The organism is Syntrophomonas sp. UBA5494, assembly GCF_002426325.1.
Map to the genome: position 1 here is coordinate 27534 of NZ_DIPG01000042.1, position 15768 is coordinate 43301.

Sequence of the window (15768 nt, forward strand, 5' to 3'; positions counted from 1 at the left end):
GCAGACTGCAGGGCCTGTCTGGGCTGATCATAGATATTATTGTGTCTGCCCAGGAAGCAGGAATCGTGATAGGTGGCCTTGGAGCCAAGTTTGCCCGGCTTAATCTTGCCCTGGGCAATCAGTTGGGACAGGACTTCGGTATAATGGTAAACCTCAAAGTTGCCGCCCATCTGCGGGTATTCATTCTTCAGCGCATTATAACCATGCGGGCAGACCACAATGATCTTCTTAACGCCGTAGTTGTTGAAAGACTCGAGGTTTTGCTGTACCAGGGTCTGGTACAGGTATTCGTTGCCCAGCCTTCTGGCAGAGTCGCCGCAGCAGAACTCCTCAGTGCCCAGGTAACCGAAGCTGACCCCGGCCTGGTTGAGGATTCTGACCAAGGCTTCCCCGACCCTCTTATAGCGGTCGTCGAAGGATACCGCACAGCCGGCATAGAGCAGGTATTCAAACTCACCGCCGTCTTCAGGCAGCAGGTTGACCATCTCGCGAACGCCTCTCTCGGTGAGCCACTGAGCGCGGTTGGCCCAGCCAACGCCCCAGGGGTTGTAGTTGCGTTCCATGTTGGTGAACGCCATCTGCGCTTCACCCGGCATATCTCCCTGCCACATAACCAGATTGCGTCTCATTTCGGCAATCTTGGGGATGTGTTCGATGAACATCGGGCAATGCTCCATACAAGCGCGGCAGTTGGTGCAATCCCAGATTACATCACTGGTTACCACATCGTAAATCAGGCTCTGTTCCATGGGATTTACAGCCTCAGCAGCCGCCTCTTCGGTCATGGCCACCGCAGCGTCCTCCTCAGCAGGATGATCCTGAGCTGCAATCAGGTAAGGCACCTTGGCATCCCAGTGTTGCTTCATATTCTGAATCAGGGTGATCTTAGGATTGAGGTGCTTGCCGGTGTTGTAGGCCGGGCAGTTTTCCTGGCAGCGTCCGCAGCGGATGCAGGCATCCAGGTCTACGATGTCTTTCCAACCGAATTCTTCGATTTTCTCTACACCGAAGGTTTCGGCTTCTTCAATGTTCTCCACGTGCCGCAAAGCCGAGGGGCCGAGGTCGCGGAAAGCATAATTGATCATGCTGGTCACGATGTGCCACAGTTTGGTAAATGGAACCAGAGCGATAAATGCAAAGGCAATCCACATGTGGAACCACCACATGATGCGATGCCATACCAGAACCGATTCCAGAGACATACCAGCGAACAGATAAGCAAAATACCAGCCAAAGGCTGATGCCATTTGCTCGTATTGAATCTGTTCCATAGTAGTGGCCAGTTTAATCTGAGCTGCTATTCTCAGGCCTTCAATGAAGAACCCGGTCAGCAGAATGGTGAAAATCAAAAAGATAATCCAACCATCGGACTTTTTGGTGTCATTTAAGCGGTCTGGTTTCTGAACATAGCGGATGTAAGCCAGAGCCATTATACCTATTAATGCCAGGAAGCCTAACAGGTCAACAACGAAAGAGAAGGCAATATATGTTCCGCCTTCTACAGGAGGCCAATGTATCCAAAAATGGGCTGCGTCAACGCCTGCCGCCAGTGCCAGGACTAAAAAGCCCCAGAATAAGAAGGCATGCATCCAGCCAGCAAAAGGTTTTCTGATTACACGAGCCTGTGCAAAGGAGAAAGTAAGCCATGACAAGAGCCGTTGCCAACCGTTGTCGACCCTATGGATCTCGCCCTTCGCAAGCCACCATACCTTGGCCTTTTCGTAAAACCCAAAACATAAAATACCGATGGGGATGAACATAAAGATATAAATAAGCCATTCATAAGGTACGTTAGCCCCGACCACCCTCATGGGAACTTCATAACCACCTTCCAGTGGTTCAAATCCAAAAATCATTTACAAAATTCCCTCCTTAAATGAAGCGGGATTAACTGGATATACCCGTAGGTATATCCAGAATAAGCCCTTTTCCCCGGGATCCAGGTTATTTCTTTATCTCACCGCATACAACCGGAATGACTTTGAACAGGTCGCCCACTACGCCAAAATCGGATACGTTGAAAATGGGAGCTTCTGTGTCAGTATTGATGCAAGCGATGTACTTGGAGGAAGACATGCCAGCTAAGTGCTGAATAGCACCTGAAATACCACAGGCAATGTACAGGTTGGGGTTAACCACTTTGCCGGTTTGGCCAACCTGGAGTTCGTGACCCAGCCATCCTGAGTCAATGGATGCACGGCTGCCGCCAACTGCAGCACCCAGCATGTCAGCCAGTTTTTCAACCAGTTGAATGCCGTCGGGGCCTTTGCATCCGCGTCCGCCGGATATAACCACGTCAGCTTCAGTAAGATCCGGTCGGGCCGAAACGGCAGGAATGAAATCCTTTACAACCTGATAGACATCAGCGGCGCTTGCAGCGATAGCGGGTTTAACCACCGCACCTGCTCCGGCTGATTCAGCCAGTTCCATGACCCCGGCGCGGATAGTCGCCAATACCGGAACGGTGGCTACTTCCACCTCGGCCAGAGCTTTACCGGCATATATGGATCTGGTGAATACGCCTTTGCCTGCGCCCACATTGGCCTTGATCACGTCAGTGGCCAGCCCGGCATCCAACTTCTGTGCCAACCGGGATGCGAAGTCTCTGCCGTTGAAGGTATGAGCAAACATGATCGCATTAGGCTGATACTCATTGATCATAGCAGCCAGCTGGGCTACATAAGCACCGGTATTGTAATTGGCGAATACGTCGCCTTCCACAACATATACTTTATCGGCGCCGAATTTGGCAAATTCGGGAGCCAATGCCTCGACACCCTGGCCAAATACGATTGCGCTTACTTCGTCGCCCCATTTTTTGGCTTCAGACAGCATTTCATAAGTGACTTTACGAATACTGCCGCCCTTTTGTTCTACAATAACCCATGTTCCTGCCATCAATTACCCTCCTTTATTAATAAGCCTTGCAAGGCACCTATTTTACTTCGACCTTAACAGTGTTCAGCATCCAATCAGCCAGCTTGGCGCCAGTGACTGCGGCTTCGTCTTCGATCTTTATGCCGGCTTGTTTTGCAGGCGGTAAAGAAACGCTGACGATCGAGACCTTGTTGGCAACAGCTGCGGCATCCACAGTGGAGACCGGTTTTTTCTTGGCTGCCATGATGCCCTTCATAGAAGGATAACGAGGCTCGTTCCAGCTTACCTGGCTGGAAATAACTGCGGGCAAGCTCACTTCGGTAACCTGGGTGCCGCCATCAGCCTCACTGGTGCAGGTTGCTTTGCCGCCGGCAATGTCGACTGCGGTAATGACGTTTACATGCGGCATACCTAGAATCTCTGCAACACGAGTCGGTACTTGGGATGATCCATCGTCAGCTGCTACATGGCCTGCCAGAATGATGTCGGGAGATTCTCCTTTAATCACTGCAGCCAATGCACATGCCCGGGCGTATTCGTCAGCGGCAGTATCCTGTTTCACCAGGATGCCCCGGTCTGCGCCCATGGCCAGAGCGGTGCGGATTGCGTCCATGGCTTTGTCTGAACCGGCAGAAACCACCACGATCTCTTTCGCAATGCCTTTTTCCTTCAGCTGGATGCCGCCTTCTACGGCAACCTCATCATAAGGATTGATGATGAGATTGATCCCCGCATCAGAGATCTTGCCATCCTTCAACTCGATTTTTGCCTCAGTGTCAAATGTCTGCTTAACACAAACCAGAACCTTCAAGTTCATTCCTCCTTTTCGTCTGATGATAATTGGTCAACAAAAGCATAACGGACTTTCCCATGTTGAGTAATCAGCCACCACCCCCATGACAACTGCATATATTTATTCTGCTTGCCTACGGCAAATTTACCGCCAAACTTGTTTAGGGAATAAAATAATATATAGATAGTCAATATTATAACTTCGATACCAGCCTTACATTTCCTGCTTTTTTGAAATGAATGGCAACTTTTTTATAACATAGATCATCAGCTTTTCTGGTAAAAAAAGGTTGAAAGCGATTTAAGCCCCAGTTCCCGACCATTGAAAATCTGTTCGGTACTGCCGATAAATAGTATGCCGCCTGCCCTTAAGGCTTGGGCAAACCTTCCATAAAGTTCCTGCTTGGTCTCCTCGGTAAAATAAATGACCACATTGCGGCACAGGATCAAGTCATAGTCCCGGGGGAAAGGGTCTTTTAAAAGATCATGCTGCTTAAACCTCACCAACTTCTTGATCTGCGGCCTGACCCTGTAAACCCCGTTTTCTTCCTCAAAGTAACTCTTCAGGATCCGCTCGGGGACCTCCCGCACCACACGATTATGGTACACCCCCTCTGCTGCCCTGTCCAGGACTTCTGCATCCAAATCAGTGGCCAGGATGGATTCCCGCACATCATAGTTTTTTTCGCGGGCCATTATAGCCAATGAATATGGCTCTTCCCCGGTTGAACAGCCTGCACTCCATATCTTAAGCTGACTGCGCTGCTTAATCAATATGGGAATAATGGTATCCTCCATCACCCTCCAATGCACGGGATTACGAAAAAACTCGGATACGTTGATAGTGAGGTGTTCCAAAAATTTCTTGTACAGCTCTTTATCAGCCTGCAGTTTTTCCACCAGACTGCCATAATCCGCGAGGCCGTTAGTGCGCATGAAGCTGTTGATACGGCGTTCCATTTGCGGGCGTTTATAAGCAGTGAGGTTTATTTTGCTGATGCCCTCAAATTGCCTTACAAACCATTCCCAATCATGGCGATTTATCCTCTTCAAGGCAGTGTTTCCAGGGCTAAACGGGTCCGGGCAACAGTATTGTCAATATCTTCTTCCTCATGGGCCAGAGACACAAAACTGACTTCAAACTGTGCCGGCGGAAAATATACCCCCAACTGCAGCATGGCGCGGAAATAAGCGGCATAGCGCTCGGTGTCGCAGCTCATCACCGCCTTGTAACTATTGACTTTTTGCCCGGTAAAGAAAACCGAAAACATAGAACCGATACGATTTATACCCATCTTTTCCCCGGCATCTGCAAATGCGTTGACCAGTCCCTGGACCAGTCTTTCGCACCGCTGGTCCAAGCGCTCGTAGACAGCACCGTCTTTCAGGATACGCAGGGTGGCCGCCCCTGCGGCCATAGCCAGGGGATTGCCTGATAGGGTGCCGGCCTGATAGACTGGTCCTTGAGGCGCAACCAGATCCATGATTTCCCGACGCCCGCCGTAAGCCCCTACCGGCAGCCCTCCACCGATGATCTTGCCCAGCGTTGTTAAATCCGGTTTAATTCCGACAATATTCTGATAACCGCCATAGGTCAGCCGGAATCCGGTGATGACTTCATCAAATATCAACAGGCTGCCATACTGATCGGCAATGGCGCGCAAACCCTGCAGAAACTGCGGGTCAGGCAGCACTAAACCCATATTTCCGGCTACCGGTTCTACAATTACGGCGGCAATGTCATTAAAATGCTCTTCGAACAGAATCTGGACTGACTGTAAATCGTTATACTGTGCGATCAGGGTATAAGCCGCCAATTCCTGAGGAATACCGGGGCTGGTAGGAACGCCTGAGGTCAACAGCCCCGAGCCGGCTTTAATCAAAAAGGCATCGGCATGGCCGTGGTAGCAGCCCTCAAACTTAATAACCTTGTTTCTGCCGGTGAAAGCCCGGGCCAGGCGTATGGCGCTCATAGTAGCTTCAGTCCCTGAATTGACCATACGCACTTTGTCTATAGAAGGAAATGCCTCACATATCATCAAAGCCATTTCCACCTCCTGCCGGCAGGGGGCGCCATAACTGGTGCCCTTTAGGGCACTTTGGTTAATGGCTGCCAGGACTTCGGGATGAGCATGCCCCAGTATGAGAGGCCCCCAGGAGCAAACGTAATCTATATAGCTGTTGCCATCCACGTCAACAACCTGGCAGCCTTTGGCTCTGTCTATAAATAACGGATCGGTACCTACAGCCTTAAAAGCCCTGACCGGGCTGTTGACGCCGCCGGGAATCAGGCTTTGCGCCTGGGAAAAGAGCTGTTTTGAAGCGCCCCGCATAATTAACCTTCCTCCTTATAACCCGCCGCCAGCCAGTCCTCAACTTCATAATGCATACTCACCTTTTTGAACTCCCGGACACTATGCAGAACCTGGTAATTGTGAATGTCAGTGGCTGTGGCGATGGCCTTGACCACATCCTGAAGTTCCTCTTCACTGCGGGCGTGTATCATGGTAAAAAGCTGATAGGGAAAGTCCCCGGGAACCTGACGTAGATAACAATGGCTCACCTGAGGATAAGCCGCCATCTTTTCCCCTAATGCATCTTCGCGCCCTTCAGGGGCCTGCCAGGCTACCATGGCATTGCATATATACCCGGCCTGTTGATGCCGCAAAACCGCCCCGAAGCGGCGGATAATACCGCGTTTTTTTAAGTCGGAGATGATCCCGACGATTTCGGCTTCACTGCAATCCAGCTCTGCCGCTAAAGCGGCGAAGGGCCGGTGCACCGGGTCGATTTTCCCCTGTATAAAGTCCACCACTTGTTTGGTCAAAAGCCTATTTGTCAACATCATCACTCATTTCGAAACGGGCGTCTATTTTGTAGAGGCGGGTCGCCGGCATGGCAACCATTTTCACCCCGGTTTGTTCTTCCAATTCGGTTAACAATTGTTCGCTTGCCTGGGCGGATGGTGCGCTAAGGGTAAACCATAGATTATAGCGGTGATCACGCTGGTAATTATGGGTTACCCCTTTTAGGGCGCTGACTGCTGCCGCCACCGCCTCCAGCTCCCCGGGGGGGACCTGGCAAGCACAGAGAGTGGAGTGATATCCTATCGTCCTGCCGTCGATTATGGCCCCGATCCGCCGGATAACGCCTTGTTCTATCAAATGCCGCACATTCTCCACGACTTCCTCTTCAGCTAAGCCCAGTTCTTCGGCCAGGTCTTGAAAAGGGGTCGCGCTGAGGGGAAAGCGGTTCTGTAAAATATCCAGCAATTTTTTGTCCAGAACAGTAAGACTACTCATATCATTGCCTTTCAGGGGCTTTATACAGGCACCACTGATCTTCTGCCATATAGTTGCCGCCGCTATAGTAATAAGCCCGGGCCCGGCATCCGCCGCAGCGCTCTTTATAATCGCATTGCCCGCATTTTCCTTCATATTCGAGGGTACGCAGGGCGTTAAACATTGGGTTTTCCCGCCATATCACATCAAAAGGCGTTTCTCTCACATTGCCCAAAGGCATATCCAGATAGGCACAGGGCTGCACGTCCCCGCGGGGATTGATAATGCAGTAGCTGATGCCGGCCAGACACCCCCTGCTAAAGCGCATGGGAATGCCTTTTTTGTCGGCAACCCTGATGAACTGGGGCGCACAAGTAGGCTTGATCTCAATTGGAACCGTTTTCTGTTTATTCATCAAGCGGGCGATGGTCTTTTCATATTCGGCCACCCGCAGAGCCTCCTGTTCGATATCGGCGCCGCGCCCGGTTGGAACCAGGAAAAATATATGATGGGCTATAGCCCCTATTGCTATTGCCAGGTCAGTGATGGCTTCCAATTCGCTGGAGTTCCAGTCCATCACCGTGGTGTGAATTTGAAAAGGGATCCCGGCTTCCTTAAGATGCTTTATGCCCTCCATGGTCATTTCAGAGGCGCGCGCCAGACCACGGAACGCGTCATGCTTGCTTTCATCCAGGCTGTCCAGGCTGATGCCTGCGGCCATAATGCCAGATTCCTTAAGCATGCGGGCAGTCCGGGCATCAATCAAGGTGCCATTTGATCCCAATACCGCACGCAGGCCCTGGGAGGATGCGAAACTGATTAATTCATAAATATCCGGGCGCATCAGGGGCTCTCCGCCGCTGAAAATCATAATTTTGAAACCGGCCTTTTTGATATCTTTAATCAATTGCCGGGCTTCGCCGCTGTCCAATTCGGCCTGCATTACGTTTCCGGCATCCCGGTAGCAATGTTCACAGTATAGATTGCACTGATTGGTAGTATTCCACGAAACCAGCATAATTACAGACAGAAGCCTGTCTGTTCACCTCCTATCGATTGAGGAATCGGGCGGCATCTTTGGCAAAATAGGTTATGGTTAAATCGGCGCCGGCTCTTTTGATAGAAGTCAGAACCTCCATCATCACCCGCTCTTCATCGATCCATCCATTGGCGGCAGCAGCCTTGATCATGGCAAATTCACCACTTACGTTATATGCCGCGGTGGGCAGGCCGAACCGCTCTTTTACCGCTCTGATTACATCCAAATAAGGAAGGGCCGGCTTGACCATAACGATATCGGCCCCTTCCTCCACATCCAGGTACACTTCCCGCAAGGCCTCCCGCACATTAGCCGGGTCCATTTGATGAGTGCGGCGGTCTCCGAATTGCGGGGCTGAATCGGCAGCTTCACGAAAAGGTCCATAGAAACCGGAAGCATATTTGGCAGCATAAGACATGATGGGAATGTGGGAATACCCAGTCTCATCCAAGCGCTGTCTGATGAAGCCGATTCTGCCGTCCATCATATCTGAAGGCGCTACTATATCACAACCCGCCCGGACATGAGAGAGGGCTTCTAAAGCCAGCAATTCCAGTGTGGCATCATTGTCGACCATGCCGTCACCGCTGATCACCCCGCAATGGCCATGGTCAGTATATTCGCACATGCACACATCGGTAACAATCTGCAGCTGCGGGCAAGTATCTTTAATAACCTTAATAGCCTCTTGCACAACACCCGTGTCACTGTAGCCGCTGCTGCCACAAGAATCCTTGTACTCCGGGATTCCGAATAAAAGGACTGCAGGTATCCCCAGGCTGTCAATCTCCTTGATTTCAGCCGCCAGCTGGTCTACCGAGAGCTGAAAAACGCCGGGCATGGAGGCAATGGGGTTGCGTATACCCTGGCCATAATGAACAAACAGCGGGTAGATCAGCTCTTTTATGGATAATCTGGTTTCTGCGACCATATCCCGCAACACAGCGTGGTTGCGAAGCCTTCTTAATCTACTGGTGGGAAAGTGCATATTAAGTCACCTCACTGAATGATTTGGCCAAAAAAGCTGGCCAAATGGCGTTTATTTACTCTTGCGCTCTTCAGCCGAGAGGTAGCAGGCCGGATCTTCTGCCCATAGATCGCCCTTCACTGCCCTGGCGCGTATACGACATCCCCCGCACAGCTGTTTGTACTGGCATTCTCCGCAGCTGCCGGTAACATGAAGCTGCTTTTCCCGGAGTTTGACCATCAAGGCGTCATCTGAAGTCCAGATCTCGCTAAAAGGCTTCTCCCGCACATTGCCTACGGTATAATCCTGCCAGAATTGGCAGGGGTGGACATTCCCGCGAGGATCCACATTGGCAAACTTGGTTCCCGCAGAACATCCGCCATGCATTTCCAGCAATTGAATGACCTCGGCGGCCCGTTCAGGATTTTCAGCCTTTATTTTATTTAAGAGATATATTCCGTCAGCATGGTTATCCGTAGTCAGGATCTCGGTTTCTATTCCTTTAGCCGCCAACTCCAGGGTCTTTTGACACACATAATTGAGGATGGCCTCTTTCTCTTCGATGCTGGTGTCCATGTCAGCCATTTCGGCGCCGCGCCCGGCATAAACCAGATGATACATACAGAACCGGGGGATACCTTCCTTTTCTATCAGATCAAAAATTACCGGTAAATCCTCTTGATTATATTTATTTACCGTGAAGCGTATGCCAGTTTTTATACCGTGATCCAGGCAGGTACGTATGCCCCTTAAAGCCATTTCAAAGGCTCCGGGTATGCTTCTGAAGTGATCATGGGTCTCAGGCCCCCCATCTATGCTGATGCCCACATATTGAAATCCTGCGGCTTTAATATTTGCCGCCGCCGCTGCATCGATCAAAGTGCCGTTGGTGGATATTACCGGCCTTAATCCCAACTCGGCGGCCAGGCTCCCCAACTGATAGATATCCTTGCGCAAGAGGGGTTCTCCGCCGGAAAACAGCAAAACCGGCACCTTCATGCCTGCCAGGTCACGGATAAACGCCTCCGCTTCTTCAGTACTAAGCTCATCCTGGTATTTCCTGTCTTCGGCATTGATATAACAATGCAGGCACTTCAGATTGCAGCGGTTGGTCATATTCCATACCACCAGAGGGCGGTTGGTAGCGGAGAACTGCAACAGTTGCGGCGGTATATCACCCTCCTGCCCTCTATGTTTAATCGCATCTGATACGGTCGCTTGACCGCATAATAGTTTGGTGCATCCTATCACTGCACTCTCTCCTCTCCCGTGGCGCTATGAGCGTCCTTGACCACAGCCTGCACCAGTCCTTCTATGGTGTACTCCCGGGCCATCACATCAACGGTGAAGCCCATATCCCTTGCTGTTCCGGCTGTAATCGGTCCGATGCAGGCCACTTTAACCAATGGGTCGATACGTGATACGTTGTCCTCACCTATCATTTTAACGAAATTAGCCACTGTTGATGAACTTGTAAATGTTAGATAATCAAAATCCCCGTTCAGCATTTCTTCAATTAAGTCCTGACCTGCTGTCTGTGCTGCCACAGCCCGGTAAAGACCGATTTCGTGCATATATACCCCCCAGTTTTTGAGGGTATCCGGCAGTACATTCCTGGCTCCAATGGCCCGGGGCAAAAGCACCCATTGACCTGGGGTTATGCTCTTTTGCAGCTGGTCGAGTATGCCTTCAGCCTGATATTCCGGGGGCATGATCTCCACTCTCAGCCCGTGTTCCTCCAGCCTCTTTCTGGTCGCAGGACCGATAGATACCAGCCTGATGCCTTTCAGATCGCGGATGTCCAGGCCGTGTTGAAACATCTCTTCCAGGAAGATATCCACCCCGTTGACACTGGTAAAAACCAGCCAATCGTAATACTCCAGGTTTTTAAAAGCGGCATGCAAAGCCTCCCGGTCGACTTCCTTCTGGATAATTATACTGGGGCACTCAATGGCCTGACCGCCTGCCTGGCGTATCTTATCGACCAACGCGCTGGCTTGAGCCCGGGCCCGGGTGACAATGACCCGTTTCCCCAACAGTGGTTTGCTCTCAATCCATTTGAGCTGCTCCCTGAGCTCAACCACTTCTCCTACTATAATGACAGCCGGAGGTTTGAATTGGGCAGCCTCAACCTTCTCGACAATATTCTCCAGGGTGCCGGTTAAGACCTCTTGTTGAGGGAGTGTCCCCCACCTGACCAGGGCAATGGGAGTCTGGGGGGATCGGCCATGGCTTATCAGTTCGTGGCAAATCGTGGGCAGATTCTCAACCCCCATCAAGAACACCAGGGTACCTATACCAGTACTGATCTTGTCCCAGTGAATGGAACTCCTGGTTTTTTCAGGCTTTTCATGCCCGGTGATAACCGCAAAACTGGAGGTGGCATCGCGGTGAGTCACCGGTATACCGGCATAAGCCGGCACCGCAATGGCGGAAGTGATTCCCGGAATGATTTCGAATTCCAGGCCATGTTTTCTGACAAAAACCGCCTCTTCTCCGCCCCTGCCATATAAAAAGGGATCCCCGCCTTTGAGCCGGGCGACTTTTTGGCCTCTGGCAGCTTTTTCCACCAGCAATCTGTTGATCTCTTCCTGGGGGAGGGCGTGTCGGCCTGAAATTTTGCCGACATAGATGAATTCTGCCTGAGGATTGGCCATGGCGAGGATCTCCGCCCCCACCAGGCGGTCGTATACAACCACATCGGCCTCCTCCAATACCTTTCGGGCCTTAATGGTCAACAGACCCGGATCTCCAGGACCTGCTCCTATTAAATAAACCAAGCCTTTGTTCATTTCTTATCCCCTAATCTGCGAATTTCTGTCAAGACTTGACCGGCACCACGGGACAAAAGCTGATTGGCCAAACTGAGCCCGATTTCTTCTGCTTCCTCAGGCTTGCCCTGCAAAGCTCCTTGATATTTGACGGTTCCATCCAGAGAAGACACTATGCCTGACAGATTCAAACCCTCTCCTGTAATTTCCGCAAGCGCTCCGATAGGAATTTGGCATCCCCCTTCCAGCGTCCGTAAAAAGGAGCGTTCAGCCAGGACCCCCAACCTGGTGGGTTCATGATCAATTAAGGCCAAAATCCCGGCGGTCTCGTTATCCCCTGCCCTGATCTCTACCCCGATGGCGCCTTGGCCTACCGCAGGCAACAACAAGTCGCAGGGCAGGATTTCAGTGATCAGATCTTCGTAACCAAGCCGCTTCACTCCGGCATAGGCCAGGACGATGGCATCCAGGCCTTCCTCTTGCATCTTCCTGATGCGTGTATCCACATTGCCCCGCAGATCCACGATAATCAGGTCGGGCCTGCTGGCTTTAATCTGCGCGATTCTTCTCAAGCTGGAAGTCCCGACCCGGGCGCCCCGGGGAAGCTCGGCAAAACCGCCGGCATGCCGCGAAAGCAATACATCCTGCGGGTTTTCACGGGATAAAACCGCACCTATGCAAAGACCCGGTTCGAGAACAGAAGGCAGATCCTTCATGCTATGAACCGCCAGATCCACCTTATTATTAAGCAATGCCAGCTCTATTTCTTTGGTAAAAAGCCCTTTGTCCCCTATCTTGGATAGGGATACATCCAGGATTTTGTCGCCCTGTGTCTTGATAACCTCTATGGTCACCTCAAGCTCGGGCACAGCCCGGCGCAGCAGGTCGGCAACATGATTAGCCTGCCAAAGGGCCAGTTTACTACCCCTTGTTCCCAACCTCAGTTTGCTCATCGGCTTGTTCCCCCATATTAACCTGCAGCCCAAACAGCTTCTTGGCAACCTCCGCATAGAGATGTCCCTCATTGCTGACCGCCATTTCCTTCAAGCCAACAATAGGATTATGCAGCAACTGGTTTATAATGGTGTGGGCCATAGAAACTATCACCTTTTGTTCATGGTCAGATACCTTGCCCAGGCGGTTGAAAGCCTTTTTCAATTCCTGTTCCTTGATCGTTTCGGCTCGCTGCTTGAGAGCAGTAATAACCGGAACAACATATAAACCGGCCAGCCATTCGTTAAATTTTTCCAATTCCTCGGCAATAATCTGTTCAGCCTGTCGGGCGGCCTTCTGGCGCTGCAGGTAGTTGCTGTCCACTACATTCTGAAGATCATCGATGTCAAATATATGAACCCCCTGCACCTGGCCCAATACGGGATCGACATCTCTGGGCACAGCGATGTCGATGATAATCATTTCTTTGCCCTGGCGGGCCGCCAACTGCCCGCCGCAATTGTCCGCTCTGATCACGTAATGATTGGCTGCCGTGCAGCTGATCACTATGTCTGCTTTATATAATTCATCGGGCAGCTGATCAAAACGGACCGCCCGGCCGTTGAAACTCTGGGCCATCAATTGGGCACGGTCAAAGGAGCGATTGGATACAATCACTGATTTTACGCCATTTACCATCAAATAGCGAGTGGCCAGTTCGCTCATTTCACCGGCGCCTACCACCAGAACGGTTTTATCCTCCAGGGAATCAAAATGCTGGCGGGCTAATTCAACCGCGGCATAACTGACGGATACCGGATGATGATCTATACCGGTTTCGGTCCGGGTTTTTTTGCCCACAAAAATGGCCTTCTGAAACAGGGCGTTTAAAACCCCGTCAGAAGCCCCTTTTTCCATAGCGGTTTGATAGGCTTCCTTGACCTGGGCAAGAATTTGTGCTTCACCCAAAATCATCGAATCCAGGCCGGAAGAAACCCTGAAAATATGGGAAATGGCATCATAACAGGTAGGCTGGTATAAATAGCCCTGCAATTCATGATATGGAAATCCGGAAAATTCCTCTAAGAACTGATTGAGCACAGCTGTGCCATTAGCGATATTGCGGGTTGTGGCATAAACCTCAGTACGATTGCAGGTAGCCAGAATCACGGCGCCTTCAATTTCAGCACTCTGTTTCAGATGATGATATGCCTTTTCCATGACCGGTGCTGAAAATGCCAGCTTTTCCCTCACTTCGACCGGCGCCGTGCGGTGATTTAATCCTGCCAAAAGGACATACATTGCCTAATCTTCTCCTTCGCTTTATCTTTCTCCCCCACTTGAATCAGGTTAAGTATATCCGAGTAAACCAGAGACTCCAATATTTGTTTTCTTTTTTTTATGTCAGGTACATGGCTTTGCAGGTAGACCCGGGCTTCGCCCAACAGGTCGACAAATTCGCCATGCGCAGGTGTGATTATTTCTTCCAGATCGCGGCGCAGTTTACGAGCATAGGCCGGACTCTTCCCCTCCGTAGAAACAGCGAAGGTCAGTGAATTGCGCCGCACAATGGCCGGCACCAAAAAATCACATTGTTCTGGATCATCCACCACATTGGCCGGTATTCCTTTTTGGCGGCAGAGTTGACTGACCTCGCAGTTGACCTGTCTGTCATTGGTGGCGATAAAAACCAGGAAGACACCCTTCAGGTCTTCCTCTTGAAAGCCGCGTATTAAAATTTGCGCCAGGTTTTCCCGCTGCCATTGTTCAATCTGGGCGGTAATAGAATTGCTGACCACCCTGACCCTGGCTCCATGCTCCAACAGGGCTCTTATCTTGCGTTCGGCAACCGCACCGCCGCCTACCACCAGACAGAGCTTGTCTTGCATATTAAGGCATATGGGGAACAGGTGTTTCATAAAAACTCCATCGTTCAACGGTGATTAAGACCGGGATTGTTATCTGTACTTTCTATTTATTGGGTTTATCTTCATTCTCCTCTTCCAACTCTTCTTCTTTCGATTTCCTGAAGTTCTGCAGGGCTTTGCCCAAAGACTGCCCTACTTGCGGCAGTTTACCCGGCCCAACAATAATCAGTAATATAACTAGAATAAGAATTAACTCCCACGGACCAACATTAAATGGCAAGAATGCAAACAAGATTCTTCGCTCCTTCGCTCAAAATGAGCCGCTCAATTGTGCAGACCTTTCCGCCTTACGCCCCATATATAGTGCTATTATGACAAAAGGGCGATATTTTGTAAAGCAGAACAGCCCGCCGTTACGGCTTAACGGGATTCTTCGCGGCTTGTACTTGTCAGGGTTACGTTGCCTGGCCGTCATCGCCTCCTATTTCCGACTGGCGCGTCCTGCCCTTGGCAGCCCACCTTGAGACCCATATACTGACCTCATAAAGAAAATAAACCGGAACAGCCATCATCAATTGAGAAATGGGATCAGGTCCGGGGGTCAAAGCGGCTGCTATCACCACAATCGCCAACAGTGCATATTTGCGGTTCTTAGCCATCCAGTCAGGCTTGATCACACCAATTTTTGTCAGGAAGAACACCAGCACGGGCAGTTCGAAAACCAACCCGAAGGGGATAGTGAATGCAGTTACAAAGGATACATACTGATCAATTTTGAAAAGCGTTTCCAGGTTTTCCCCGGCTATATAAATGAAGAAATTCAATACCAGGGGCAGTATGCCAAAATAAGCGAATAAAACCCCGCCGGCAAACAACAATACCGTAACCGGCAGTAATATATAAACATATTTGCGTTCATGCGGATACAATCCCGGCTTGATAAAACGCCACAGAGCCCAGACCACAATCGGGAATGCCAATACAAAGCCCGCATATAAGGCCAGTTTGATTTTGACAAAGAAAGCCTCGGTTACGCTGGTCACGATCAAAGTCTCTTGCAACGAACTCAAGGGCGATACGATGACGGCCAGAATAGCCTCATTGTAATAAAAAGCCACACAAGCGCCGATGACAATCGCGGTTACACTGATTATAATGGCCCGACGCAGCTCTTCCATATGAGTAATAAAGGTTTGCTTCTCCTCTACAGTCATATCACCAAAATTGAAAAAGGCCACTG

The 15768-nt window shown here is 50.7% G+C and carries 16 protein-coding genes; all 16 read right to left on the reverse strand.

The features are described 5' to 3' along the window. Positions 1 to 1856, reverse strand: a 1856-nt coding sequence (locus B3W37_RS04505) for a heterodisulfide reductase-related iron-sulfur binding cluster (protein WP_483174908.1), incomplete at its 3' end; no start/stop codon positions are given. 88 nt (positions 1857 to 1944) lie between these two features. Next, the gene (locus tag B3W37_RS04510) at positions 1945 to 2898 is read right to left on the reverse strand and encodes an electron transfer flavoprotein subunit alpha/FixB family protein (protein ID WP_483168856.1); all 954 of its coding nucleotides are present in this window, start codon (positions 2896 to 2898) and stop codon (positions 1945 to 1947) included. Positions 2899 to 2935: 37 nt separating this feature from the next. Then, positions 2936 to 3688: an electron transfer flavoprotein subunit beta/FixA family protein gene (locus tag B3W37_RS04515; protein WP_481040414.1), complete on the reverse strand. Its 753-nt coding sequence runs from the start codon at positions 3686 to 3688 to the stop codon at positions 2936 to 2938. 248 nt (positions 3689 to 3936) lie between these two features. Next, positions 3937 to 4722: a CheR family methyltransferase gene (locus B3W37_RS04520; RefSeq protein ID WP_483174910.1), complete on the reverse strand. Its 786-nt coding sequence runs from the start codon at positions 4720 to 4722 to the stop codon at positions 3937 to 3939. Next, positions 4719 to 6002, reverse strand: coding sequence for a glutamate-1-semialdehyde 2,1-aminomutase (gene hemL, locus B3W37_RS04525; RefSeq protein ID WP_483174911.1), 1284 nt, complete (start codon positions 6000 to 6002; stop codon positions 4719 to 4721). Before hemL ends, B3W37_RS04520 begins: the two co-directional genes overlap by 4 nt. A 2-nt stretch (positions 6003 to 6004) precedes the next feature. Further along, positions 6005 to 6517 (reverse strand): siroheme decarboxylase subunit beta, encoded by a 513-nt coding sequence (gene ahbB / locus B3W37_RS04530; protein WP_483174912.1) that lies wholly within the window; start codon positions 6515 to 6517, stop codon positions 6005 to 6007. Further along, positions 6501 to 6971 carry a siroheme decarboxylase subunit alpha gene (gene ahbA, locus B3W37_RS04535; protein ID WP_483174913.1) on the reverse strand — a complete coding sequence of 157 codons (471 nt, stop codon included), beginning with the start codon at positions 6969 to 6971 and terminating at the stop codon, positions 6501 to 6503. The genes ahbB and ahbA overlap by 17 nt, the downstream gene beginning before the upstream one ends. A 1-nt stretch (position 6972) precedes the next feature. Beyond that, positions 6973 to 7968, reverse strand: a complete 996-nt coding sequence (gene nirJ2 / locus B3W37_RS04540; RefSeq protein WP_483174914.1) for a putative heme d1 biosynthesis radical SAM protein NirJ2 — start codon at positions 7966 to 7968, stop codon at positions 6973 to 6975. A gap of 31 nt (positions 7969 to 7999) precedes the next feature. Continuing rightward, on the reverse strand, positions 8000 to 8977 hold the full coding sequence (gene hemB / locus B3W37_RS04545) for a porphobilinogen synthase (protein ID WP_483174915.1): 978 nt from the start codon (positions 8975 to 8977) through the stop codon (positions 8000 to 8002). Between the two features lie 51 nt (positions 8978 to 9028). Next, positions 9029 to 10207 carry a radical SAM protein gene (locus B3W37_RS04550; RefSeq protein ID WP_481040428.1) on the reverse strand — a complete coding sequence of 393 codons (1179 nt, stop codon included), beginning with the start codon at positions 10205 to 10207 and terminating at the stop codon, positions 9029 to 9031. Then, positions 10204 to 11748: a uroporphyrinogen-III C-methyltransferase gene (gene cobA, locus B3W37_RS04555; protein ID WP_483174916.1), complete on the reverse strand. Its 1545-nt coding sequence runs from the start codon at positions 11746 to 11748 to the stop codon at positions 10204 to 10206. The genes B3W37_RS04550 and cobA overlap by 4 nt, the downstream gene beginning before the upstream one ends. Further along, the gene (gene hemC, locus B3W37_RS04560; RefSeq protein ID WP_481040432.1) at positions 11745 to 12680 is read right to left on the reverse strand and encodes a hydroxymethylbilane synthase; all 936 of its coding nucleotides are present in this window, start codon (positions 12678 to 12680) and stop codon (positions 11745 to 11747) included. Before hemC ends, cobA begins: the two co-directional genes overlap by 4 nt. Further along, complete coding sequence (gene hemA / locus B3W37_RS04565) at positions 12649 to 13962, reverse strand: glutamyl-tRNA reductase (RefSeq protein ID WP_483174917.1); 1314 nt, start codon at positions 13960 to 13962, stop codon at positions 12649 to 12651. Before hemA ends, hemC begins: the two co-directional genes overlap by 32 nt. Next, positions 13938 to 14597: a precorrin-2 dehydrogenase/sirohydrochlorin ferrochelatase family protein gene (locus B3W37_RS04570; protein ID WP_483174918.1), complete on the reverse strand. Its 660-nt coding sequence runs from the start codon at positions 14595 to 14597 to the stop codon at positions 13938 to 13940. The genes hemA and B3W37_RS04570 overlap by 25 nt, the downstream gene beginning before the upstream one ends. 34 nt (positions 14598 to 14631) lie before the next feature. After that, positions 14632 to 14820, reverse strand: coding sequence for a twin-arginine translocase TatA/TatE family subunit (locus B3W37_RS04575; protein ID WP_481040438.1), 189 nt, complete (start codon positions 14818 to 14820; stop codon positions 14632 to 14634). 163 nt (positions 14821 to 14983) lie between these two features. Beyond that, the gene (gene tatC, locus B3W37_RS04580; protein ID WP_483174919.1) at positions 14984 to 15766 is read right to left on the reverse strand and encodes a twin-arginine translocase subunit TatC; all 783 of its coding nucleotides are present in this window, start codon (positions 15764 to 15766) and stop codon (positions 14984 to 14986) included. Between the last annotated feature and the right edge of the window lie 2 nt (positions 15767 to 15768).